General features: G+C 41.2%; 18 protein-coding genes. 2 read left to right on the top strand and 16 right to left on the bottom strand.

Going from position 1 to position 25508, the window contains the following annotated elements:
* The first annotated feature begins 228 nt into the window (after positions 1-228).
* A complete protein-coding gene (locus PHEP_RS06955; RefSeq protein WP_012781549.1) occupies positions 229-1008 on the top strand; it encodes a hypothetical protein in 780 nt (259 codons plus the stop codon).
* On the opposite strand, the gene PHEP_RS06950 is transcribed toward PHEP_RS06955, so the two are convergent.
* Positions 1009-3573: a M1 family metallopeptidase gene (locus PHEP_RS06950; protein WP_012781548.1), complete on the bottom strand. Its 2565-nt coding sequence runs from the start codon at positions 3571-3573 to the stop codon at positions 1009-1011.
* Positions 3574-3708: 135 nt separating this feature from the next.
* Here PHEP_RS06950 and PHEP_RS06945 point away from each other — a divergent pair, with 135 nt between their 5' ends.
* Positions 3709-4557 carry a DUF2911 domain-containing protein gene (locus PHEP_RS06945; protein WP_012781547.1) on the top strand — a complete coding sequence of 283 codons (849 nt, stop codon included), beginning with the start codon at positions 3709-3711 and terminating at the stop codon, positions 4555-4557.
* A gap of 112 nt (positions 4558-4669) precedes the next feature.
* Here the strand turns inward: PHEP_RS06945 and PHEP_RS06940 are convergent, their stop codons facing one another.
* From PHEP_RS06940 to PHEP_RS06875, 15 genes are all read right to left on the bottom strand, one after another.
* Positions 4670-7387 carry a family 20 glycosylhydrolase gene (locus PHEP_RS06940; protein ID WP_012781546.1) on the bottom strand — a complete coding sequence of 906 codons (2718 nt, stop codon included), beginning with the start codon at positions 7385-7387 and terminating at the stop codon, positions 4670-4672.
* 62 nt (positions 7388-7449) lie between these two features.
* On the bottom strand, positions 7450-8538 hold the full coding sequence (locus tag PHEP_RS06935; protein WP_143715713.1) for an SGNH/GDSL hydrolase family protein: 1089 nt from the start codon (positions 8536-8538) through the stop codon (positions 7450-7452).
* 57 nt (positions 8539-8595) lie between these two features.
* The gene (locus PHEP_RS06930; protein WP_012781544.1) at positions 8596-10674 is read right to left on the bottom strand and encodes a BACON domain-containing protein; all 2079 of its coding nucleotides are present in this window, start codon (positions 10672-10674) and stop codon (positions 8596-8598) included.
* Between the two features lie 8 nt (positions 10675-10682).
* A complete protein-coding gene (locus tag PHEP_RS06925) occupies positions 10683-11519 on the bottom strand; it encodes an endonuclease/exonuclease/phosphatase family protein (RefSeq protein ID WP_012781543.1) in 837 nt (278 codons plus the stop codon).
* 16 nt (positions 11520-11535) lie between these two features.
* Complete coding sequence (locus tag PHEP_RS06920; RefSeq protein ID WP_012781542.1) at positions 11536-13053, bottom strand: RagB/SusD family nutrient uptake outer membrane protein; 1518 nt, start codon at positions 13051-13053, stop codon at positions 11536-11538.
* A gap of 22 nt (positions 13054-13075) precedes the next feature.
* Positions 13076-16426, bottom strand: a complete 3351-nt coding sequence (locus tag PHEP_RS06915; RefSeq protein ID WP_143715712.1) for a TonB-dependent receptor — start codon at positions 16424-16426, stop codon at positions 13076-13078.
* A 262-nt stretch (positions 16427-16688) separates the two neighbouring features.
* On the bottom strand, positions 16689-17885 hold the full coding sequence (locus PHEP_RS06910; RefSeq protein ID WP_012781540.1) for a FecR family protein: 1197 nt from the start codon (positions 17883-17885) through the stop codon (positions 16689-16691).
* 67 nt (positions 17886-17952) lie between these two features.
* Positions 17953-18558 carry an RNA polymerase sigma factor gene (locus PHEP_RS06905; RefSeq protein WP_012781539.1) on the bottom strand — a complete coding sequence of 202 codons (606 nt, stop codon included), beginning with the start codon at positions 18556-18558 and terminating at the stop codon, positions 17953-17955.
* Between the two features lie 180 nt (positions 18559-18738).
* The gene (locus tag PHEP_RS06900; protein WP_012781538.1) at positions 18739-20427 is read right to left on the bottom strand and encodes a sodium:solute symporter family protein; all 1689 of its coding nucleotides are present in this window, start codon (positions 20425-20427) and stop codon (positions 18739-18741) included.
* Positions 20424-20564 carry a hypothetical protein gene (locus tag PHEP_RS22165; RefSeq protein WP_012781537.1) on the bottom strand — a complete coding sequence of 47 codons (141 nt, stop codon included), beginning with the start codon at positions 20562-20564 and terminating at the stop codon, positions 20424-20426. Before PHEP_RS22165 ends, PHEP_RS06900 begins: the two co-directional genes overlap by 4 nt.
* Positions 20565-20575: 11 nt before the next feature.
* Positions 20576-23011, bottom strand: coding sequence for a PIG-L family deacetylase (locus tag PHEP_RS06895; RefSeq protein WP_012781536.1), 2436 nt, complete (start codon positions 23009-23011; stop codon positions 20576-20578).
* Positions 23012-23117: 106 nt separating this feature from the next.
* Positions 23118-23717 (bottom strand): LEA type 2 family protein, encoded by a 600-nt coding sequence (locus PHEP_RS06890; protein WP_012781535.1) that lies wholly within the window; start codon positions 23715-23717, stop codon positions 23118-23120.
* Positions 23718-23760: 43 nt separating this feature from the next.
* Complete coding sequence (locus PHEP_RS06885) at positions 23761-24192, bottom strand: DoxX family protein (protein WP_012781534.1); 432 nt, start codon at positions 24190-24192, stop codon at positions 23761-23763.
* Positions 24193-24206: 14 nt separating this feature from the next.
* Complete coding sequence (locus PHEP_RS06880; RefSeq protein WP_012781533.1) at positions 24207-24806, bottom strand: TetR/AcrR family transcriptional regulator; 600 nt, start codon at positions 24804-24806, stop codon at positions 24207-24209.
* A 94-nt stretch (positions 24807-24900) separates the two neighbouring features.
* The gene (locus PHEP_RS06875; protein ID WP_012781532.1) at positions 24901-25506 is read right to left on the bottom strand and encodes an alpha-ketoglutarate-dependent dioxygenase AlkB family protein; all 606 of its coding nucleotides are present in this window, start codon (positions 25504-25506) and stop codon (positions 24901-24903) included.
* Positions 25507-25508 lie beyond the last annotated feature (2 nt).

The raw sequence follows: 25508 nt of genomic DNA, 5'->3' as shown, positions 1-25508 counted from the left end.
TGTGTAATCAAATATATCATGTTTAAGCCTAAATTTTTAAGTATATATTAAAATGTTGCATAAAATCATAAAAATATTTTATTTCACACAAAGAAATGCATAACTGCTAAATATGATAATTTATTTTATTATTATGATAATTATATATAGATTTACGGATAACTAACTGATTGTTTATTTATAAACCAACCTAACATGTGTAGTCTCAAAAACCACCTGTATCTTTTTATGCTTTTTACCTTATTGTTCACGCTTTCCTGTAAAAAACATAAGCCTCTGGCAAAAAGCCCCACTCCGGAAGAAAAACAGCCTGATCAGGTACTTATACCTGTAAAACTGGAAGCCAGCAGCCTGGTAATCACATTAAAATATAAGGAAAATACAGCGCAGCTTATTGCAATAGAAAGCAATGATGGACATAAAATAGCCATATCTTACAACAATAAGCTCCAGCTTTCTGTACTGGAAAAATACAGGAATAACCAATTGTATTATGCGGCCTATTATGAAACCAATGCACAAAAGCTGGTTCTGCGGACCAACCAGTTTGAACATGACCCTATATTTAACAGCTTTACACCTATAGGTTTCTATACGCTGGATTATAATGGTCAGCAGCAAATAACCGGGGTTAAATATTACGGTAACAGCAGCACAGACCAGCTGCTACGGTCATATAGTTTGGCATACAGCTCTTCACAAAACCTATCAGCAAATACTGTAGCCATTTACCCCAACCAGACCAACCAATTGAATTACAGCTTCGACAACAAAAAAGGCATTGCCAGTCATATAGCTGAAAGCTGGTTATTTGCTTTTGAAGCGGAATATTGGTTTCTGCTTTCTTCCGTCAACAACATTTTAAGCTATTCAAACCAGAAAACACCGGCCGAAAATACCGGCTTCAGCTATGAATACAATACTGACGGCTATCCTTCAAAAATGACCATTACAGGAAACAAAAGCACACAGGTATTTAAAATAACGTATAAAACATTACAACAGTAATTATTTTAATAGTTTTTGAGCCCTGAACAGGTTATCCGTAGCTTGGAGAAGTTTGGCTTTCAGTTGAGGGTGGTAATCCGGGTGTGTATTAAAAAAATGGCTGACTATCCTGGCGGCTTCTGGACTTTGATAATAGCTAAAAGTAGCTGTCAGCCAATTTTGAGGAAAAAAGATGTCACCGGTTGTCTGGATCTCCTCCAGCATTTGCAGACTTTTATCCAGATATTTTACAGACCCGGATTGCCTTAAAGGATGATGCAGGTAATATAATGCCGCAGTAACGTTAGCTTCTTTTTCTCTGTTTGCTTTTAATTCCAAGCTCTTAAAAAACCGGTCACGTTCAGTTACATCAGCAGAAAGTGCAGGCATGATAAACTCAAATCTTTTCTTTCTGTCGGCATTACTTATACGCAGCAATTGCGTTTTTAATACAGCAGCGTCTGCACCAGCTCTTAAAGCCAGCGAAAAAGCCAATGAAGTATAATCATCTTCCGATAGCTTTACTCCGGCGGGGGCCTTTTGAACTTTCCATATTTCATACAGCCGGCTGGCAGCAGCTTTGCTTAAAAATATATTCTGGTAAGTTTTGAACAAAAGCTTTTTAAGGTTAGGGCCTTGCTGTTCAAGCATGGCCTCCCATATTTTCTTTTCCAATAACTCTGTAAGCTTATTCCTTTCCTGTTCTGAAAGAAATTCCCAGTAAACCGTACCCATATAACCAGTAATCAGATTCAGGTTTAATTCTTCTTTTTCTTTAGTCAGGCCTTCCACAAAAAGGGTCAACAACGCTGCCGGCTTAATATACCTGTCATCCAGCATATTCTCATAAAGGGTAATGTAAGCAGTGGCGCGGTTTACAGGTTTTTCCATGTCATACAGATGATTGAACATATCCATATCCAGGGGCCATAATCCATAACCCTGACCTGATGAGTTGAACAATACAAATAACGGCACATCCAATCCTTCCGCTTCTTTTAATTCAATTTGCGCTGCATTTAAATTAACCGGTATTTTCCTGGTATAACCTTGATAATAAAATGTGAGTTCAAAAAGCTGGGGCCAGATTCTTTGCCTGCCATATTCAGCTACCTGTTTAATCGTAAACCTGCCGATTTTATCTCCTTTTTTCTCAATGGTATAATCTACAACAGGTCTGCCCGGCTCATTTACCCATACCTTATTCCATCCTTCTAAATCCTGATCCGAATATTTATTCAGCATACCAATCAGGTCGGGCCACGAAGCATTGCTGTTGGCAAACTTTTTAAGATACGCCCTTACTCCCTGCCGAAATTTATCTTTTCCCATTAACAGTTCCAGCTGTTGCATCATAATCGGCGCCTTATGGTAAATGATATTACCATACATTGTACCGGCATCCTTCAGGTTATCCAACTGCTGACGAATTGGATTTGAGCCGGCAGTACGGTCTACACCATAAGCCGCCGGAAAATGGTCTATTAAAAATTTCAGGTCAAAAACGGCCTTACCTACATTTCCTTCTGCACTTTTATCTGCCATAAAATTGGCAAACACTTCTTTCATCCAGACATCTGTAAACCAGGTCATGGTTACCAGATCACCAAACCACATATGTGCCGTTTCATGGGCAATCAGGTTGTTTCTTGAATTCAGCTGATCTTTTGTAGCCGTACTGTCTAAGAATAAAGCTGCGGCTTTATATTGTATGGCCCCTACATGCTCCATCCCCCCAAACTGAAAGTCGGGTATGGCTGCAAAATCAAGCTTTTGAAAGGGATAAGGAATCGCTGTCCAGTCTTCCAAATAACTCATGGCATCCTTATGGAGCTTAAAAAGCTCCTTCATACTGTGCGTTATCTTTGCAGTATCTGTTTCACGGTATAAAAACTCTGTTTTTCCCTTACCAATGTTTCCGGATTGCTGTTCAAACTTACCGGCTACAAAAGAAAAGAGATAGGTACTTAAAGTATCAGATGTTACAAATTGACAGGTCTTACGCCCATTTAAAATTATAGCTTCTTTTAAAGGTGCGCTGGAAATGGCTTTCCAGTCGGCCGGCACTTTCAAAGTCAGGTTATAGGTTGCTTTAAGATCAGGCTGATCAAAGCAGGGAAAAACTGTTCTGGCCCGATCAGGTACGAACAAAGTATATAAGTAATCGGCATTACGGTTTAATGCGGCCTCTCCTGACTGGAATTCTATTTTAACCTGATTGCTTCCTTTTTTCAGATACTTTGCAGCAATCAGTAAATGTTCTTTTTCATGCTGTATTGGAATGTTCTGACCGTTTACAATCAGCTTCCTGACTTTTGATGATGCTTCTTTGAAATCCAGCTGTAAAGTCTGGTCGTTGGCACTCAGATGAAAGCTCAGCAGCTCAGTTGCAGCAATATTCCCGGTTCTTTCCTTTGGAATGTCGAATTCGAGGATATAACTGATCTTGTCAAGCACTGTTTTCCTATATAGGGCCAGCTCCTTAGAAACCCCCGTTTCTATTTCCTGCCCTGTGGCAATTTTTGAGGCAGAACACAGGAAGAAAACAAAAATAATCCCTAATAATATATGACGAGGACTGATCATAGCACCAATATATAAGTAATTTCTAATTTATGTGTCAAGTTTACTTTTAAACCAGATCTTTATGTAGAATGCACAATCATAAATGTAATTTAGTGCCAAACAAAACTTATAATTTAAAAACAAACTTATAAACTAATGAAAACAATGTTTAAAACCATGCTGGTGCTGGCAATTGCAGCAGCACTGACTAATGATCTTCAGGCGCAGGGCTTAAAAATGCCCCAACCCAGTACGGCTCAGACCATTACCCAAAACTTTGGTTTAGGTAAGATCACCCTGAACTATTCACGCCCCAATGTTAAAGGCCGCAAGATATTTGGCGCTATGGAACCTTATGGAACGGTATGGCGTACCGGCGCAAATTCTGCTACTGTGATCAGTTTTACAGAACCTGTTAAAATTGAAGGTAAAGAATTGCCTGCCGGAGATTATGGCTTGTTTACCATCCCTGGTAAAGATGAGTGGACAGTGATCTTTAATAAAGGCGCCAAACAATGGGGTGCTTATGAATATAAGGAAGCAGAAGATGTACTGAGGGTAAAAGTTAAAGCCATTAAATTAAAAGATAAAGTAGAAACCTTTACCATGCAGTTTGCAAACGTATTGCCTGCCACTGCGCAATTGCAGCTAATGTGGGAAAATACGGCTGTAAATGTGGAATTAAGTACTGAAATTGATGCCACGGTAATGGCAAGTATAGACGAAGCGATGAAAGGCGAGAAAAAACCTTATTTCCAGGCTGCCCAATATTACTATTCGAATGGCAAGGATTTAAACAAAGCTTTAGAATGGATCAATGCTGCCGAAGCCGCCGATGGCAAAGCACCATGGATTAAATTATGGAAAGGACGCATCCAGCTGAAAATGGGTGATAAAGTTGGTGCAACAAAATCTGCAACTGCTGGATTGCAGCTGGCTACAGAAATGAAAAACCAGGAATATGTGCGCCTGCATACTGAATTGTTGAACGAAGCAAAGAAATAGTGCTTCATATAAAAAAGCCTGATATTGTTCGTTTTTAAAATATCAGGCTTTTTCATATCCCCATACAGGGCTAATAAAGTTTAAACTTTAAAGAAATGTCAAGTCCGTCCCATCACTCTTTCTTAACCTGAAGTGACCGCTCAAAGGATTGATACAGCGTTTCATAGCAGGACTTAAAATCTTTCGCATCTTTATAAGCAGACTCATACATAAAGGGGCCATTATAGTTTACTTTAGCAAGTGCTGTAAATATGGCTACCCAATCGTTTTGCCCTTGCCCACTACATGGGAAAAAATGGTTTTCCGCCCTGCCTGTTCCATCTGCAACATGTAGCGTCTTTACACGTTCACCCATGGCATCTATCAACCGCTCAGGATTTTTAATATGGTTAAGGTCTATAGCCGAATAGATATCCGCAGGCAATCTGTTCATGATCTCTACAGTTTCCTCTACAGTGCGGCATAACGGTCGTTCCCGCCTTGCATCTACCAGTAATTCAGGACCCAGCATATTCTCTATTACCAAAGTGGCATTTATGGCTTTCACTACCTTATTCATTTCGACTGCCGATTTAATCATCTGACTTTTACGCAACTCGCGTTCGTTAAGGCCAAGATACCAGCTTGGATGAAACAGGATGAGTTTGGGTTTAAGGATACTGCAAAAACCAAGTATTTTTTTGTGCAATTCCATCACTTTTTGACGTTCAGCCTCATCCGGCAGCGAAATGTCTATTCGTTTACCAAATAACATATGCACCGACCATATTTCTATCCCCGCATCATCTGCTGCCTTTTTTGCTGCCTTAATTTTTGCGGTTATCTGCTCATCTGTAAACTTAAAATTTCTGGCGGTATCGACATATGGCCCCAAAAAGGTTTCAATACAAGCTATTCCGTTAGCCTTGGCATAAGCCATACTTTCCGGGGTAATTTTATCAATGGGGATAGAATATCCTATACGTAAACGTTTTGGTGCAGATGAACTTTGCTTAACGTTTTGCTGATTCACAACATGCACTGTAACCGTGCTGCTGCGTTTACCCGAAGGTGTAATTACGACCGACTTGATAATTCTTTCCTGACTTGGTGGTACATTTATAATTACAGGCCCCTTATATAAATAATCTGTTTGGTATGGAAAATAACCATTAATCGTATAGTAAATTTTTGCGCCCTTTACCGGGACTTTATAATCCAGCAGATAAGTAGCAGCCGTTATTGTTGTATCCTTCGCTCCTATGGGGCTGGGTACATGAAACATAGTGCCAGTTTTATCCAGCTTTGCCAGATGGACAGTTAATTTCTTCTCGGAGAAATTAATCCAGCTTTTGTTCTGTGGCATGGTCCATGCGACTTCAGACAAGGCAAAAAGTCTTGGCAGCAGCATGTATAGTGCCTTGTCTGGCGTTGCTATATATTCCGACCACAGGTTAGCCTGCACACCTATAATGCGTTTTTGCTGCAATGGACTTAGATTTTCAGGCGTTGGATTGTAGGAATAAACTTTACTTAAGGGTAAAAAAGAACCATGAGTTAACGGACCCTCATCGGCTTTGTTCTCCGTATAATTGAAATATAAAAAAGCACCGGGGGTCATGATCACATCATGGTCCTGCTGTGCAGCAGCAATACCACCTTTGGTACCGCGCCAGCTCATTACTACAGCATTTTTTGCCAATCCACCTTCCAATATCTCATCCCAGCCTATAATCTTCTTACCTTTGCTGTTCACATATTTTTCCATCCGTTGAATAAAGTATGATTGCAACTCATGCTCGTCTTTTAAACCCAAGTCCCTAATCCTTTTTTGACAATACCTGCAGGTTTTCCATCGGTCTTTAGGGCATTCATCACCGCCAATATGTATGTATTTTGCCGGGAAAAGTGACATCACCTCGTCCAATATATCTTCCAGGAACTTAAATGTTTCTTCCTTGCCTGCGCAGTAAACATCAGGAAATATTCCCCATGTCTGAGCAGCCTTGAAAGGTCCCGGGTCATCACCACAAGCAAATTGAGGATAGGCAGACAATGCTGCCAGGGAATGCCCGGGCATTTCAATTTCAGGAATCACGACAACATACTTTGACGCCGCATAAGCAACTATCTCACGTACCTCTTTTTGAGTATAAAAACCACCGTAACGGATGCTGTCATATACTTCGGGTTTCGTCCTTAATTTACCAATCAGGGTTTGCTCACGAAATCCCCCAACAGTGGTTAGTTTTGGATATTTTTTAATTTCTATCCGCCAGCCCTGATCCTCTGTTAAATGCCAGTGAAAAGTGTTTAGTTTATACTGGGCCAGTAAATCAATATATTGTTTGATAAAACTGACCGGAAATAAATGCCTGCCTACATCCAGGTGCAGGCCCCGGTAACTGTAACGCGGGTAATCTTCTATTTCGGTGAAAGATAGGGCGCTTCCCTCATCGGGGATGAGCTGCAATAAGGTTTGCAAGCCATAAAACAAACCCTTTTCGGTATCAGATACTATTTTGATACCACTGGCATTTACAGACAACCGGTAGCCTTCATCCGGCAGCTGAATAGTTTTATCCAGGACAACCATAAGTCCTTTATTTGAACTATGTTTAACGTTTGTAGCTGCAGCCTTAAACCACAGGGTTTTAGTGGCAAATTCCTTTAATCCCGCCGGCACTTGTTTAAAGCCACTAAATGTTACCGGCGTACTTTGGGTTAAGTGATAAATACCCTTACTGACTGTAATTTTAACCGGGGCTGGAATAATAGTTGATGTCTTGTCCTGCGCTTTACTGTAAAGACAGGCTAAAAGCAATAAAACTAAGTATACTCTTGTTTTCATCTGTTTATATTTTTTATTTCACTACGTGAAGGGAAGGTCATAATGATTTAATAGTAGAATTATCAGAAGTACTTTTTAAAGATAGCTGCAATTATGGGCTGCAGTTTTTGTACAAACCTGTAATTGCCGAGATCATTAGGGTGCGCATAATCTGTTGAGGCCTCATGATCATCACCAAAAAAATCTTTGACATCAATAAAATAAAAATCTCTGGTATGTCTGGTAAGCAGGATGTTGGCAATGCTGTCGACAGCCTTGTTTTGGGCTAAAACTTTGGCTCCCATTTTCACATCAACAAATCCTTGTTCGCGGCTAATACTATTCAGTAATATGATCGGTTTGCCCGGGTGTGCTTTCTGAATCGCCACCACCATATTTAAAGTACGGTCTTTTATTTGCTGTACAGATGCGTTCGGAATACAATCCAATAAATATGCATCAGCTTCCACATCATTTACCATAGCAACTACAGCAGGTTCCATTTTAGCACTTCCGCTCATGCCGATATTGATAAAGTCGTAACCAAAATGACGGGAAAGCATGGCCGGGTAGGCCAAACCTGAACGACTGGCAGATGCTCCCTGGGTAACACTCGATCCATAAACTGCGATACGTTTTTTAAACACATTGGCTGTAGACTTGATGCTGCTTCCAGGCGCCACGCCTATCTCAAGACTACTTAGTTCATTATAGGTAGGTAAGTATAGCATAAATTTTTTCTCTCCTTTGGCCATATTTTCCACAATAACTGCTTGTGCACATTTCTTGTTATCGGGTTTGGCTACCCCTGCAAACTGCCATTTGCCTTTGTTTTGCACATAAAGGTTTAAGCCCTGGCTATTTATTGTAGTCATGTTGCTATAGCTAAGCGGCTTATTTATACACCATTTTGCCGATATGGATGTGCTGTTGCTGCTGAAGCAAATGGCCAGTCCGGCCGAATGGGTAAGCAATCTTTTAACAGGTGCCGGTAAAGTTGGATATTTTGCTGTATCAATTCGCTGATAAGGATTGGCAGTATTAAACAACTTGCCCGACATATACAGGCTGCTGGCATTTGTGTAAACAATGCTGTCCGTCTGTGCCAGTAAACGGGTAGAGCGGCAGAAGGCGATTGCTACGATCAGGCCTATTAACATTTTTTTTTTCAAGGTGGTACAAGTTTATAACCGTTGCATCCATTAGGAATGCAACGGTTGAAATGGATATTATTTATTGTATTTAATAGAAACGTGACCTAACCTGGTTATACCAGTAGCGGCAAGCGTTCCGCCCGAGGGTGATGTAGAATTACCGACCGTTTTGTTTTTAACCCTAAGCCTGATGTACAGATTGGTTAAACCTGAAGCGGCCAGCGGGAACTGAAAATTCAAACCTTTGCAGCCGGGCACTTGTGTTAACAGGGTATTGGTGTAATCTACCTGGTCCTGCAGCGTGTACTCTGACAATAAGTTCCATGTGCCTGAATCTGTACCGGTGGCGGACCACTCGGCAATGAAGTTGGTTGGTCCGCCAATGTTGCTGGTGCCCTCTATTTGCATAGATATAGGTTTGGTAATTCCGGTAGTTGAGGTTGTAATTAGCCACCATGCACCAGTATTTTTTGCATCGTCCCACCATTTATTACAATACCATGCCCCATTTCCAATAATTCCTTTAACCGTGGTTGACTCGATCAGCAGCCCGTTAAAATCAGAAGTAGTAATGATACCGTTGGGAGCAGTAAAATCGAGTGGAGATTTTAGACTTTGGGTTAATGTACCCGTACCGATATCTGGTGTTAAGGGGTTCTTTGCAGCTGTGGGCCCCACTGCATTTTCTGTTTTAAACCTGCTCCACTCTACCAGTACATTGGAAAAACCATCATTACGGTCTTGCCTCAAATCGATATCCTCACGCGTAACATGCCTGATGGAATATTTTCCAATATTGCCGCCATAACGTGGAAGTTCCTCATGCACTACAATGCCACCAATATTGCCGGATCCTTCCGGCACGTGGTTGCCATCCCTGCGATACGGGACATCTATATTGGTCAGCATATACATGCTATTTCCATCAATATCCCTAATATTCAAAGGATATTCGTCTGTTCTTAAAATATATCCTTCATTGATATTGAAGAAGCTTCCATTGGGTATACTGACCTCTACCTGCTTTAATTTTACGTAGGTATACACATCTTCATCGGTTAAATCCTTCATATACATTTCCCTTGGTAAAACAGGTCCTGACGAAGCAACTTTAGACATGACATTGATAGATTGTACCTGGTCCAGCGTTACACGGGCAGGGTTTGTTTCCTTTTTGAGCGTAACACCTTTCAGCCAGAGCCGGACTATCTCGTTACGGCCAAAAATATTATCACCACCTGTTTTGGCCCTGATCCGGAAACCCGATTTTCCATCCAGGCTTTGAATATAGGAAGTAATGCTGTTTTCATTCTTATCTACCACATGTTTGTTCGTGGCACTATTGGCGTTCTGACCCATATTCGGATTGCCCTTATCACTAACAATTACCCCTTCAATATAAATATCCTCGGTAATCGGGCCTGCAGCCAAGGCAGTTTTCACGTAGGCAAAGTCTTTTAACAGCGCGTTATCATAACCACCTTTAGGATTTTGTTTAACAACGATAGAATCTTTGGTAAGTGTACCCAACGCATCCAGATAGGACAATCGCAATACCGCCTGGCGAGGCTGATCCGAAGTATTTTGACCCAGTGTAAAGACAAGATTGGTGCCCTTGATATCCATGTTGGAGATCCAACCTGTTCCGCCTGCAACATCATAAATCTCAGCATGCTGCATCAGGTTAAAGGGCACATTGGTTACTATTGCAGTTTTCATGACACCCCCGTTGGCAATTCCATTAGCGTTTGCATCTGTGATATTGATTGCAGGCACCAAGCCTCTTTGTTGTAAGCTGATGGTATCGGTTTTATGATCGGCAGTAACAACAATAGTAACTGAACGTGGCAGGTTCCCTGTATTGCTTTGTACAGTGGCCTGGAACTCCCCTTTTCCGCTTCCTGATTCACGGTCTAATTTTACCCAGGATGCATCACCTTTAATTTGTAAATTCCAGTTACCATCGGCATACACCAGTATCCGCGTACTCGCAGCTGTATCTGCAACTCGGACGATCCTTCTGTCAATGGAAAGACTGGTTTTAAACTCTGTATCATCTTTCTTACAGCCATAAAAAACTGCACTAAACAATATGGCCAATAGCACAAAGGATATAGTGGCCTTTATTGCTTTATATAACGAAATTACTTTCATGATCTCTTTTAATTTGTATGTTTAAATTCCATAATAACTGGCTTATGGTCGGAATAACCTGCGGTAAAATCATCCCTGATGAAATGGGCAGTTGTTACTTTCTTGATCAAATCTTTACTTACATATATATAATCAATCCTTCTTTTTGGAATACCGCCCGGTTCTACGATTTTACCAGCATCTTTCAGCCCAAAATCCAGAATTTGCTGCTGCACCTGAAAATCCAGGGATTTCCCATCTACCAGATTATCATGATAACTGTATTTTTTGGCAGCTTCCTGTAAACTTTTCAATGCATCGCCATCTTGATAATTGTCTTTATCCAAAGGACTAAAAGAATTGAAATCCCCCATAATCATCCATCTTTTCCGTACCGGGGCTACGGCCATAGTACCAAGTATTTCCCCGATCTCTTCCCGTCTTTTTCTGTATTTATGTGGATTAAGATGCAATACGATCACGTTCAGATCTTTAATTTTACAGACAATAAAACCATGGGTCATATTGTCTGTAATCTTCTGCACATCCACAATAGGATATTTTGAAGTAATACCAACAGGATATCCTGTTGTCTTGACCAATATCGCATACGGATGTCCATATCTGGCAGCCATTTCCTCGAGGGACAGCTGGGTAAATTTATTACATTCCTGCAGTGCCAGAATATCAGGTGCATAAGATTTTACCCAGTTTACAAATACCTGCTTACCTTTGGTGGTATCATTTTTCATACCTTCCAGGATATTATAACTGATAACCCTTAATTTATGCTGGGCAAATACTTGAAGACCGCTGCAGGTCATGATGAGTGCCAACAGCAAAAAGATGGTTTTTAATTTCTTCATAATTATAATTTTTAGCCTAATTGCCTGTATACTTCGGGTTGCTCAATCTGCCTTCAGATCTTGACACCTCACTATCTGAGATTGGATAATATTCATGATAAGGCCTTAAATTATCGTTAATGACAGAAAATTCTGTTGCCGAGGTGGCCTTTACGGCCTCGTAAAAAGTACCCCAACGCACCAGATCCCACTTGCGGGTATATTCGCCCATGAGTTCTCTGGCCCTTTCTTTTTTTAACTCCTCAAAAAACGCTTCTTTGCCCGGATAGGCAGTTAACTTATAAAGGGCCGATGCCCGTTCTTTCACCTCGTTTATACTTGACATAGCCAAGTTGGCGTCTCCTGTTTCGTTGGCACATTCTGCCATCAGTAATAAAGCATCCGCATACCTGAACACCTTCTGGTTATTTCCATCAGAAGCATTGTCCATACCCGGGCACCAGAATTTAGGCCCCATCCATGGCTTTCCGGTCCCATTAGCACTCATCGGTCTTTTAAAAAAAACGCCGTTATAAGTATAAGCCAGGATAATTTCACGACGCGGATCATACACGTCATAAAGGGACATGAAATATTCTGTAGGGGTTACTGGTGTATAGGGATTTGCTGTAGCACCCAACTCCGGGATGGTAACACCATCATAAACTGCCTGGGAAGCTGTTTTACTTGGTGTAAAAAAGCAAGCAATATTGGTAGTCTTTTTAAGCCCCGATACCGACCATGTAAACTGTACCTCAAAAATAGATTCCGGCGTATTCTTGTTCCGGAAATAAGTATCTGTTAGCGGGTATTGTAAGAGCTGTCCGTAAATTTTCTGGATTTCTTTAGCTGCTGCCAGGCCCGTTTCGTAATCTTTATTCCAAACGGCCATTTTAGCGATCAGCATATTGGCCATGGGGCCGGAAATCCGGTTTCCGGGTACATCAGAAGTTCTTTTGGCAGGGAGACTGGGTGCATATTTCTGAAGATCTGAAATTATCGTTTTACGGGTTTCAAAAGCACTCATCCTTCCAAGTTTAGCTACCTTATCCAATACTTCAAGCGATGATACTGCATCTGTATAATAAGGTACATCGCCAAAGGTTGAGGTAAGGATATAATAGTACATGGCCCTGAGTGTTACTCCTTCTGCAATCAAAGCCTGTTTACGCGTATCGCTGACAGGTGATTTTTCGATACCCTGTATCGCAGAATTGCAATACATCACCCCCTGATAACAATTGGTCCATAGATTTCTGCCCATACCAGGATTGGCTGGTGAAATTTCAAATCTCTGATCTATAGCAGAGGAATTTAAAAATCCAAGGTCGGTGCCCCCCTCGTTGGCCAACATCAATCCAGATGTAAAAATAGCGTTAAAAGGAATATAGCAGCCATTTAAGGCAGCTATACATTGATTCTCGTTCTTGAAAAACTGATCGGGTGTAACAAAATCCTCAGCATTTTCCATCAACGATTTTTTACATGAACTTAGCGCTATTGTAGCAAGTGCAAAAAACATCAGCAACAGGTTAGTAAGTTTTATTTTCATCATTTTATAGCTTAAAATGTAATATTTAGAATTTGATTTCAGCACTGAAAGTCACTGTCCTGCTGTTTGGATAGGCTCCGTTATCCATCCTTCTAATGGTTGATCCGCCACTTTGGGTGGATACTTCCGGGTCATAACCGTTATAATATTTCAGCAGGTAAAGGTTGTTTCCGCTGGCTGTAAGCGAAAGCGATTTTATATTGTTGTTGGTAAGTTTCAGCAGGTTAAATGTATAACCGAGAGAAACATTCTTCAACCTCAGGAAAGAAGCATCATGTAAAAACCTGTCATTCGGAATATCATCCTTTGAATCGGCACGCGGATAATCGGAAGTTGGATTACGTATTGGATGCCATGCATTCACCATATACTTAAACTGATTGGTCAGATAAGTCCCGGTGCCCATAAATAATTCTGTCGGATTGTAAATTTTTCCGCCAATAGAATAATTAAGATAAATACCCAAATTAAATCCATGAATGTTAAAAGTGTTCTGGATCCCACCATACAGTTTCGGGTCTGAATCACCTAAATAAATCAGGTCGCTGTTGTCTAACAAACCATCATTATTCTGGTCAATATAGCGTTGGCGACCGGGAGAATAGAAATTAACAGCTGATGAAGCATATTTTTTATCAATTTTATTCTGATCGATCTCTGCCTGAGACTTCCAGACTCCACCATATTGCATGCCCCACAGCGCATTCAGTGGTCTTCCCTTTTCATAACCATACATCATATACTGTGCTCCAAAAGGATTGGCATAAGCAATGATCCTGTCCAGCCCCCCTATATCATCAACCATTTGACTATTATGCGCAAAAGTGAGCGTGGTTGACCAGGTAAAGTTTTTTTTGACAATATTTTTTGACTCAATGGTCAGCTCCGCTCCTTTGTTTGATGTTTGTCCAATATTTGTCAACCGACTCACGTAACCCACCTGTGTAGGCAATTGTACGGTAAGCAGCAGGTCGGTAGTTTTACTGGTATAAGCATCAAATGTTAAGGAAAGACGATTCTTTAAAACAGAAAGGTCTAATCCTATATCATAAGAGGCTGTTTTCTCCCAGGTCAGTCCTTCATTAGAAATTCTGATCGGAAAGTAGGAAACCGGAGTAACCCCATCAAATATATATCCGCCAGAACTGGAGTTTAGCTGCGACAAAGATTGATACCTCGAAATGGCATCGTTACCGGAGATGCCCGCACTTATACGCAGTCCCAGCTCATCAATATGTTTTACACCTTTCATAAAACCTTCCTTTAGGATGTTCCATTTAAAGGCTGCTGAAGGAAAATATCCCCATTTATGATTAGACGCAAAATTTGAAGATGCGTCGGCCCTTGCAGTTACAGTTAGAAAATACCGGCCATCGTAGTTATAATTGATCCGGGCCAGGTTGGAAACCTTCTTTTGTCTGGACAGGCCCGACCCTACCGCTAGTGTTTCTTTTGATGGAACAGCCCCCAGATCATTTGTACCGATATCATCTATAAAATAACCATCACCGCTGGCTGAGAAACTCGATGTCCAGTACGATTGAAAGGTGATGCCATACAAGGCATCAAGATGATGCTTGTTCCATACCTTGTTATAGCTGATGGTGTTCTCATTCAAAATGTTATTGTCCTCTGTCGAAAACTTATAGGCATAAGCCCCTGAATTCTTACTCATCCTGGTAGGGAGCGTTGAGGGATAAAAGGTATTGTCAAATCTATTGAAATCATAAAACGACAACGAACTCCTGATTTTCAAAGATTTAACAGGACTCACTTCTACAAACAACGACGAAGAAAGGGTTTTTCTTAGCTGAAATTTTTCCTGAAGCAGCGAATTGGCCAAAGGCGAGTCAAACAGCGTGCCTGTATACCATTGTGTATTAAAGTCGTTCAGACTGCCATCGGCTTTATATGCAGCTATGGTAGGTGATAAAAATACAGTGGATTTGTACCACAGGGTACTTGTACCGATATCGGCCTTGTTTACATTCTGGTCCAGATAAGCGTAGTTGAGCCTGAGACCGGATTTTACATATTTATTGATCGTTTTATCAAGGTTCAGCCGGGCCTGATAGCGTTTCAATCCGCTATTTATGATAATTCCCTGCGTATTGTTATAATTGGCAGAGAAATAATAACTGGTTGATTTATCGCCTCCTGATGCAGAAAAAGTATGGTTGAGGTACGGTGCTGAACGTGAAATTACTTTTGTCCAATTGGTACCTTCGCCCAGGCCAATAGGATTCTTATAAGGGTATTCTTCAAGTGGCTTACTTTGGTTGACCCCAAGAGAAAAGAAAAAACGATCGTTTTGCAGATTTGCAAATTCCTCAGCATTCATCAGGTCCAGGAAACGGGGCAATTGTGCTCTACCATAATCTGCATGATAAATAAAGCTGGTTTTACCATTCACCCCCATCTTTGTAGTGATAACAATAACACCGTTACTTCCTCTGGAGCCATAGATCGCTGTAGATGATGCGTCTTTAAGTACCTGTATAGATGCAATATCACTTGGGTTCAAGTCATTCAGGCTATTTATCGCATCGAGCACACCATCTACGACATATAAGGGCTCGTTGGTTGCCGAAATAGAGCGGGTTCCCCGTATACGTATAGAAGTACCAGCACCAGGTTCGCCGGTAGTGCTCACAATTTCTGCACCCGCAATTCTGCCCTGTAACATCTGGTCGACACGGATTACAGGTACATTTTCAATATCTTTCATTTTTACCACAGATACTGCTCCGGTAAGATCACTTTTTTTAACCGCCCCATAGCCAATTACTACTACCTGCCGTAAGTCTGATGCCTGCTCAGTCATGGTTACAATTATGGGCTTCTGATCTTTAATTTCGACTTCAAATGTGGCATATCCGACTGAGCTAAAGATCAAAATTCCTTTAGCCTCCGGTACGCGGATGCTGTATTTCCCGTCTTTGTCTGTTATTGCTACTATTGCCGTACCCTTAAGCTTAACACTAACGCCAGGTAATGTCAGGCCCTTTTCGTCAATTACCTTACCCTGTATGATCACCGATTCAACCGGCAATGTTGCATTTACAGGCTGGGATACCTTTTTTACCACAATTGATTTGTTACTCACAGCAATTGCATAAGTATATGGCTGCCCCTGTAGTATTTTTTTTAAAGCCTCATTTAGCGGCACATTTTTCAGGCCGACGGTTACAGGTCTGGCATCTTTTAGCTCTTTATAGTTATAAAAAAAGAAGTAGCCACTTTGCTGTTCGATGCTGGCAAAGACTTTTTCCAGAGGAATGTTCTGCCCAGTCAGATTAATATTTTGGGAGTAGCTTTTAGCACTTATCTGTAAAAAGGATAATGTTAAAAATAATACGATGATATTAAGCCTCATGATTAGGTTCTTAGTGTCCGGTGGTATTCGAAATAACCCTAAATAGTTATTTGGTTGTTTATTGGGTAATATTTTACTACATAGCAGTTCCTTAATATTAAAGTTTAATTGCATAGTTTTGTATTGGTTGAATAATGAATTCTGTTAGAAATTTTTTTACTTGGCCATTATTTGGAGAGTGCCGCAAACACTCTCCTTTTTTTGGGGCCATTGGTGAAGGTCTGGTCTTTATCTATCCATAATTATCTTTTGAAAGGTTTAATTAATCGGTTACAATTATTTTTTTATCTACAATTTTAAAATGAACATTGCTCATTTCTAACACCTTCAAAACTTCCGACAGGTTCACGCTCCGCCTTATCTTACCAACAAATTCATCGTCTGGAATTTTACCCTCATAAGCAACATCTATATCATACCATCGTGACAATTGCCGCATAATGGTTTGTATATTGTCCCTGTTAAACTTAAAATAGCCGTTTTTCCAGGCCATAGCCTGCTCCGTATCAGCTTCATTTATGCTGATGTTGTTTTGCCCGTCAATATCAGCCTGTTGTCCCGGTTTCAAAAGACCACTTTTATCACCTTTTGAAATTTTTACCGATCCTTCCAGCAGCGTAGTTCTGGTTTTTGTCTCCTCGCTGTAAGCCATTACATTAAAATGTGTGCCCAGTACTTCAACTGTGGCACCATTTACAGTCAGTTTAAATGGCTTATTTTTATCTTTTGTCACCTCGAAATAGGCCTCTCCCCTAAGCTCCACGTTCCGTACGGCACCTGTAAAAGCTACAGGGAATTTTAATGAAGAGGTTGCATTCAGCCATACCTTACTTCCATCAGGTAATACGATGGTGTATTGTCCCCCCCGCGGGGTAGTAATGGTGTTGAATTCGGCGTTAACGGCTTTAGCCTGATTGCTGTTAGACCGGTACACCACTTCGCCATCCTTAGTCTTATTGATGATACCGTTCCTTTGCTTTGCAAGCTCACCATTTCTGGCTTCGTTCAACGCAATTACCAACCCATTGGATAGGGTTAACATCGCCCTGTTACTGCCCGGTACAATGTCTGCCTGATGAACTTTGTTTCTCCCCAGGTTATTTAAGGGTTGATGAGCACTATAATACAGATATAAGCTTATAGAAGAAACGATCAAGAAGCTAGCCGCAATACCAATCCAATAGTACAACCGTTTACCAATTACCTGAATATCGGGTGCCTGTAATTCTATATGTGTTGAAATGGAATTAAACACCCGCTCAAAAACCATTTCGTCGGCTGGCTCTTCAACCGATATATGTCCGGTAGGTTTATTCAATTGCTCCAGGATCAGAGATCTGAGTAACTCCGGGTCTTCTCCGGCACGGAAGAAAACAAACAGTTCAGCTACTTCTGCAGGAGAACATTGGTTATTTAAATACTTATGAAATATTGGTGTAAGACGATCCTGGTTTTCCAAATTATATTATTTTTATGCCAATACGCAGCTGCCAGGCTTTTCATCTGCTCTGATATAAAAAATAATTTTATTTAATGAAAAATGCCAGCAAAAACAGCAGTGCAAACTCTTTAGACACGAAAAGATATTCTCTAACAGAACGTGTTGCCTTAACAATATGATCATTAATCGTTGAGGTAGATATCCCCAATTCTACGCTAACTTCCTCGTAAGTTTTGCCTTCCAGTTTACAAAGGGTAAAAACGTGACGGCGTTGAGGTGGCAGGGATGCTACGGCCCGGTTGATAAGAGCTTCTCTTTCTTTGCTATAAATAGCCTCTTCAATATGCGAGTAGTTTTCCGTCGCAACGGTCATCAAAATTGCCCCCATATTTTTATCACGGCTTGCCTTTCTGAAAAAATCATAGACCAGGTTCTCGGCAATTCGGAATAAATAAGCCTTAAATACTTTATCTGGATCTAGTGAAAGGCGATTTTCCCATATTTTTACAAACAGCTGCTGCAGCAATTCTTCTGCCTGGCTTTCGGATTTCAGCAGTTTCCGAAAATTGTAATATAATTTCCGTTTATAGCGATGGTATAATTCCCCAAAGGCACCTTTATCGCCCTTTTGTAAAAGGGCAACGAGTTCTTTTTCATCCACCAAAGTTAAATCAGGTTTATGTAGTTTCAAGTTAAATAGTGCTAAAGCTTCGGGATAATGAAAGCAATTTAAACATTAAGAAGTCAATATAAAAAAAAATTAAATATTTGAATGTCTCCCACTCAGCATACAAAAGTCAGCTAATGATATTAATTTTATAGCAACGTATTGTTAAGAAATAGATTTTGATATGGACATGCCGCAGGAAGCCTATTTTTCTTTACGCATGACTTGTTGAACCAGCAGGGATATCAACACCACCAGCACACAGCCAATCACGTTTAACCACAGGTATGCAACAACATCCCGACTACCCAGCAGCACGATAATAGCTTCGGTTAGCAAAGCTGCAATGAACACAGCCCTCCCGTTTACTTGCTTTACATAAAAAGCGACCAGGAAAACACCCAGTATAGTACCATAAATATAAGAGCCTAATATATTTACAGCTTCCAGTAAATTGCCAATTTTACTGGCATATAAAGCCATTATGATACAAACTACCCCCCAAAAAACTGTCGCCAGCCGCGATGCCTGCAGATATTGGTGATCTGAACCATCTTTTTTGATCAGCCGCTTATAAATGTCTATTACTGTTGTAGAAGCCAGTGAATTTAAAGCACTTGCTGTGGAGCCCATAGAGGCCAGGAAAATAATGGCAATCAGCAAACCTATTAACCCTTTTGGCAAATATTGCGTTACAAAACTCAAAAAGATATAATTATTGTCTTTTATATTGGCATGCTCATCATTCTTTACCATCAAATCAGTAACCTGTTTTCTGATGGCCTTTTCTTTCTCATCGGCTGCCTGTAGAGCCTTTCTCTGTGTATCAATGCGTGCTTTATCATTTGCATCAAGTGCTGCATTCATTTGATTTACTTCCTGCTGTTTTTCTTCAAAAGCACGGTTATAGTTTACCTTTATTTGATCAAGTTCAGGCGCATAGCTGCTCTTTTCCAGCTTATTCAGTTCAAAACTGTTGAAGAAGATGGGTGGACGGTTATACTGATAAAAGGTGAATACCAATACCCCGATCAGCAGGATCAGGAACTGCATCGGTATTTTTACCAGGCCGTTCATCAACAAGCCCAGCCTGCTCTGGCTAACAGAGGCGCCCGATAAATACCTGCCTACCTGGCTCTGGTCGGTACCAAAATAAGAAAGCTGCAAAAAGAAACCACCTATCAAGCCGGTCCATACCGTATATTGGTTGTTCAGGTCCAATTTAAAATCTATGGCATTTGTGCGCCCCATCTTTCCGGCTATGCTAATGGCCCGGCTGAAACCGATGTCGCCGGGAAGCAGGTGTACCACCATAATGCCTGCGGCAAACAGTCCGCAAAAGATGATGCTCATTTGTAGCATCTGTGTATAAGAAACGGCTTTAGTACCACCATAGACGGTATAAAATATGACCAGGCTACCAATAAACAAAGTAGTATAAGTGGTATTGATATTCAGTATAGTTGATAAAATAATCGAAGGGGCATAAATGGTAATCCCAGTTGAAAGACCCCGTTGAATTAAAAAAAGAAAGGCCGTTAATGCCCTGGTTTTCAGGTCAAACCTTTGTTCCAGATATTCATAAGCGGTGTATACCTTTAGGCGGTGAAATATGGGCACAAAGGTGATGCACAGGACGATCATCGCCAATGGCAGTCCGAAATAAAACTGTACAAAGCTCATTCCTGAAGAATAGGCCAGGCCGGGAGCTGATAAAAAAGTGATGGCACTGGCCTGGGTAGCCATTACAGAAAGGCATACATGGTACCAGGGCAGCGATTGATTGCCCAGCAGGTAACCCTGAATATTTTGCGCTCCTCGGCTCTTGTAAATGCCATAAACTACTATGACAACTAGCGTTAAGATCAATACGGACCAGTCTGCAGCACTCATTCGAAATACTTGGTAAAGGCGTAAAAAATCAAGATCAGAAATACCAGCCAGGCAATCAGCAGGCGGTAAAACTGTTTCCAGGTTTTAACAAAAGGGGGGAGTTCCTGTTCCTCTGTTTGTGTTTCCGCTCTTTTCATGGCTTAAATAATTATTTTTTCCCCGATAAGAGATTTACAAATAAACGATAAGCACCGGGTACGCCTGCCGGCAACTGTCTGAAGAAAGAAAGACCGGTATATACAAATCTGCCTTTTCCATAATCAGCTACAATCAGGGCACCTGTTTTGGCACTTTCGCCCTGGTCGTTCATACTCAGTACAGCGGTATATTTAGGGTCTGCATCCGTTACAAAATACAATCCCCGCTCCTGGATCCAGCCTTCAAAATCTTTAGCTGTAATTTTATTCGGATAATTTAATACCGGAATTTCGGGCTTAAGGATACCCACCTTTGCGCCTTCTTCTGTAACACGGTCACGCGATAGCCTGAAGGGATAAGGGCCAATATTTTCCAGTTTAAGCGGATTATTTACATTGTACTGTACAAGTAAGGTACCGCCATTTTCTACATATTTCATCAGCTTAGGCTGCATGCTCCTGATCTGATCATTTACATTGTACAAACGGACACCAGTTACAATGGCATCAAAACCCGAAAGATCGGTATTGATCACCTGGTTCTCATTAAGATTTACCACTTCATATCCGATTTGTTTCAGCGATTCGGGTATCAGATCGCCCGCCCCGGCAATATAACCAATTCGCCTTCCAGCCAGTTTCAAATCTATTTTATCTACCCTGGCCACAGCCGGTGGAAAAAGTGTTTGCAAAGGAATATGTTCATAATTGATCACGCGTAAACCTTTATCATAAGTTTCACCGTCTAAAATCACCTGAAAGGTTAAATTGCCTCCTGAAATATGGCCTGCGGGGCTAACCGTAAATTCCAGAACCTGCTCCTCGCCTTTGGCTAAAGTAAAGCTGGCTTTCTCGGGACTCACCTTCCAGCCTGCCGGAACCAGTGGCTGCAGCTGGCCTGTGGCATTATCTTTAAAGCTCTTGAGCTGAACCGCAATTTGTTTAGCCTCATTGCCATTAAAAACATACGCTTTTTCTGTAAGTGTAGCAGTAACCGGTGGTGCAATAACCAGGGGTTGATAAACCTCACCACGTACCTGATCGGTATACTTGTAGACTACTGGACGCTGCTTTTCAATGACTGCATCACCAATTTTTATTTTGAACAGGGCACTTAATCCGACCGGGTTTTCGGGCAGTCCGATTTTAGTCTGGTCATCTACCACAAAGGAGCCCAGCGGATGTTGTTTTTCCAGCCAGTAAGGCTGGGAAAGGCCAATGTCATTGGTAGTAATGGTCTTGTCTTCCGACATCAATTTGTTGGGTACTAAACTGAAAGCAGCCCCGCTGTTGCTTTCTTCAAGACTGATAGCCAAAGGAAAGCCTGGCTTTACCCTGGCAATACCCTGTACTTTTACATTTACAGGTTGATTTAAGGCATACGCTGAATTTGCCGCAGCACTTTCAAACCAGATACCTGCACTGGCCAGGATCAGGTCGTCCAGTAGCTCATGTTTAAATGGTTTGTCCTTTACCAGCGTTCTTAATTTTAACAGTTTGTTGATGGATGCAGCTGGATCAGCAGCATCATAAGTTGCGTTGATCTCGGTTAGCAGTTGCTGTATGGCAGCACTGCCCGGCAGCCTTTTTAAAGAAAAATCAATCCCTTCAAATATATCTTTGGTAGCTTTTTCGCCGGCTACCAGCGTAAAAAATTCTGTAGAAGAACCACGTTGCCTGGCCGAACCAAAGCCCTGGCTACGATGGTTAGACCTGCTTTCTGCTGCTATTTCCCCGTAACTTTTACCAAGTAATGGGTTATACAGGCCTACATCGAGTTTTAACTGATCGTCGGCGGTGGTATTGTTGCCGCCAAAATTAAAAGTATTCCATAAAATGCGTTTGGCCTGCCATGGCTTAACAAAAGCCAGTTGTTCTGGAAATTGTTTCGGATCCGCAGCAGCCGAGAAAGCTTCATGTGCAAGGATGGCAGAACCAGAATGGTGGCCATGACCAGCACGTCCGTCTTCAGGAAAACGGGTGATGATCACATCAGGCTGAAACTTTCTGATCACCCATACCACATCTGCCAATATTTTAGCTTTATCCCAGATTTTAAAGCTTTCTTCAGGATTTTTAGAAAAACCAAAATCATTTGCCCGGGTAAAAAACTGTTCGGCACCATCAGTACGACGGGCAGCAAGCAATTCCTGGGTACGGATCAGGCCAAGCAATTCAGCCTGTTCATTACCGATCAGGTTTTGTCCCCCATCGCCCCGGGTTAATGACAAATAGCCTGTCCTTACTTTTTTGTCTTTTGCCAGATAGGCCAGCAGACGGGTATTTTCATCATCCGGATGTGCAGCGATGTACAGTACACTTCCTGTAACGTTTAATGCTTCCAGCCCCTGTTTAATTTCAGCAGCATTTAGCTGCTGCATGTTTTGTGCTTTGCTTAAAAAAGGAACAACTGCGGCAATAACAAGCAGGTATAAACGAAATTTCATATACAGGTTTTAATTATATCGGATTCCGAAATTAATTAAAAATCGCCAATCTGCGGTTCTAAATAAAAACTAAAACCGTAACAATCCTGCAAAAATACGACCCTTTTTATAGGAGAATTTTACTGCTTACTTCCTTATCAATTGTAATAAAACCCGGATATTTGACCAATGTATTGCCTACTTTAATACTGGGCCTGATCTTAAGGGTAAGTATGCCTTTCTTTTCCGGGCCTCCTTTACTGCTTTTAAGGAAATCGCTGATCTCTCCCATTACCTTGCTGTTTGAAATAAAAGGATAAACGTTGACCTCCATATCAACCGGCACAGTAGAAGATTGACCTGCTGCAACATTGAGTGCCTGGTTTACAAAACCGGTAGCCAGTTCCTGTCTGTTGATGAGGATCTTATATTCAAATTCATTAATGGCAGCAGCATTGCCTGTCGGATTTTTAACTTCCAGATTTAAGCGTGCCCTTAAAGGAACGTCTTTTCTGAGCAAACCCAGGGCCAGGGCCGGCAAACTACCCAGGTTAACGTCACCATTAGCTACCATTTTTTTCACATCAGCCCCACCAAGTGTAATCTGATCGGCCGAGGTAATCCGGTAAGTACATTTTTCGAGTGCCTTGATTTGCGCTGCCTGTTGGTTGATACCACAACCGGATAGGGCCAGGGCTGCAAGGCATAATAAGAAGATTCTTTTCATTAGTATGTGTGTTTAGATTACAGTCATCAAAATTGATGCCTGTTTACCTTCTGCGACCACTCAGGTTTCTACTGATCAGGTTATCTATACTATATTTTCCGGCCCCGGCAACCAGCAGAAACAGATATACAACCAGATAATGCAATCCAAGTTCTTTTTTATCAAAGCCATCCGCTGCATGCACAATACCCACCGCAACAACCATAGTAACGATAAGTGGTATCAGGGCAAACCTGGTGGCCAATCCCAGAATCAGTAAAATGGAGCAGAAAAATTCGGCAAATACGGCTAAATAAAGGGACAATACCGGGCCTACACCTATAGGATCCCCAAACTGTATTTCTCCGCCGGCAGTAATCCAGCCCAGTTTTTGGTAACCGTGAACAAGCATAAAAGCGCCAGCTGCCACCCGCAGTACAAGCAACATAAAGTGTACACTTTCATTGTTAAAATTGGTGTTAAATAATCGTTTCATAAAATTAGTTTAGATTAAAATAAAGATTTTATAAATCCAGAAATTGCGTCCTGTAATATCCTCCGGTTTTCTTCAGCAGGTTTACCGTCCTTTTCGATCATCTGTATAGATACCAGGCCATGGAGGATTGAAAAGTAGGTATGGTATTTAAGAAAAAAGTCTGCTTCTTTGTTTGTACTGGCAGCAATGGCTTCCTGAATGCTCGAGATCATGATGGTGGTCATATTCTTCAGCTCAGCAACCTGGTTTATCCGGTCGCAGGCTGGAATACCCAAACCAAACATCAGCTGATAATATTCTTTATGGTCGAAAGCAAAATCCCAGTAAGCGTTAGCTATGGCTTCCAGCTGTAATGCCGGATCTTTATGCTGTATTTTAACCTTTTGCAGGGCATCTGCCAGTTTTTGAAAGCCTGCTTTGGTAAATTCCAGTAATATGGCTTCCTTGTTCTCGAAATGATTGTAAATAACGGGAATGCTGTATTCTATGGCATCGGCTATTTTACGGATAGAGAGGGATTGCCAGCCATCTGTTAAAACCTGCAGCCATGCAGCCTCGAGGATGCTTGCCCTGAATTCTTCTTTCTGACGGAGTTTTCGTTCTGCAATTCCCATACGGTATATATTTTAGTTAACAGTGTTAACAAAAGTAACAGATAAATTGTTTTTACAAAACAATATTGGTTTTTCTGACTTAAATTAAACAATATTATTTAAGGATCAGGCGAAAGGTTAAATTGATACGGGGCCCTACAGGGCGCAGGATTTTAGGTAGTCTGTGCTCCCATAAATGTTGTGTATCAGCTTTCATGATCAATAAACTGCCATGCGTCAGTTCAACAGAAATGATGGGAATTTTATCGGTATAATGCCTGAACTGGAATATCCTGGGTGCGCCAAAGCTTACAGATGCAATGAAGGGATATTGGCCAAGGTTCTTTTCATTGTCGCGATGCCAGCCTATGCTATCGGCACCACTTCTGTAATGGTTAAGCAGGCAGGTATTGAATTCCACATCAAATTTAGTCTCTATATTTTCTTTAATACGCGTTAAGGTATCTATCCATGGCATGGCATTTAGGGTAATACCGGAATAACTATAGCTTGTTGCTTCATCACCATAAAATGCGGTAAACCTTGGCTGCAATATGTCCTTACCAAAAACCTTTATGGGTTCCTGTTTCCAGGTTACCTGATGCGTCAGCTCCTGAAAATACTGGTCACTCTCTGCTTCAGTAAAAAAGCCGGGGTAAAAAAATGCTTCTCCAGGAATAGGCAGCAGGTTTAAATGATCCAGATACAGTGATTTATCCATGA

The organism is Pedobacter heparinus DSM 2366 (assembly GCF_000023825.1).
In the GTDB taxonomy this organism is placed as follows: Bacteria; Bacteroidota; Bacteroidia; order Sphingobacteriales; family Sphingobacteriaceae; genus Pedobacter; species Pedobacter heparinus.
This window is presented reverse-complemented; position numbering and strand designations above follow the sequence as displayed.

Bases quoted from the DNA above. Each gene is read 5' to 3' on its own strand.
- PHEP_RS06955 (WP_012781549.1), top strand. From the start codon at position 229: ATGCTTTTTACCTTATTGTTCACGCTTTCCTGTAAAAAACATAAGCCT.
- PHEP_RS06950 (WP_012781548.1), bottom strand. From the start codon at position 3,573: ATGATCAGTCCTCGTCATATATTATTAGGGATTATTTTTGTTTTCTTC.
- PHEP_RS06945 (WP_012781547.1), top strand. From the start codon at position 3,709: ATGAAAACAATGTTTAAAACCATGCTGGTGCTGGCAATTGCAGCAGCA.
- PHEP_RS06940 (WP_012781546.1), bottom strand. From the start codon at position 7,387: ATGAAAACAAGAGTATACTTAGTTTTATTGCTTTTAGCCTGTCTTTAC.
- PHEP_RS06930 (WP_012781544.1), bottom strand. From the start codon at position 10,674: ATGAAAGTAATTTCGTTATATAAAGCAATAAAGGCCACTATATCCTTT.
- PHEP_RS06925 (WP_012781543.1), bottom strand. From the start codon at position 11,519: ATGAAGAAATTAAAAACCATCTTTTTGCTGTTGGCACTCATCATGACC.
- PHEP_RS06920 (WP_012781542.1), bottom strand. From the start codon at position 13,053: ATGATGAAAATAAAACTTACTAACCTGTTGCTGATGTTTTTTGCACTT.
- PHEP_RS06915 (WP_143715712.1), bottom strand. From the start codon at position 16,426: ATGAGGCTTAATATCATCGTATTATTTTTAACATTATCCTTTTTACAG.
- PHEP_RS06900 (WP_012781538.1), bottom strand. From the start codon at position 20,427: ATGAGTGCTGCAGACTGGTCCGTATTGATCTTAACGCTAGTTGTCATA.
- PHEP_RS22165 (WP_012781537.1), bottom strand. From the start codon at position 20,564: ATGAAAAGAGCGGAAACACAAACAGAGGAACAGGAACTCCCCCCTTTT.
- PHEP_RS06895 (WP_012781536.1), bottom strand. From the start codon at position 23,011: ATGAAATTTCGTTTATACCTGCTTGTTATTGCCGCAGTTGTTCCTTTT.
- PHEP_RS06890 (WP_012781535.1), bottom strand. From the start codon at position 23,717: ATGAAAAGAATCTTCTTATTATGCCTTGCAGCCCTGGCCCTATCCGGT.
- PHEP_RS06885 (WP_012781534.1), bottom strand. From the start codon at position 24,192: ATGAAACGATTATTTAACACCAATTTTAACAATGAAAGTGTACACTTT.
- PHEP_RS06880 (WP_012781533.1), bottom strand. From the start codon at position 24,806: ATGGGAATTGCAGAACGAAAACTCCGTCAGAAAGAAGAATTCAGGGCA.
- PHEP_RS06875 (WP_012781532.1), bottom strand. From the start codon at position 25,506: ATGGATAAATCACTGTATCTGGATCATTTAAACCTGCTGCCTATTCCT.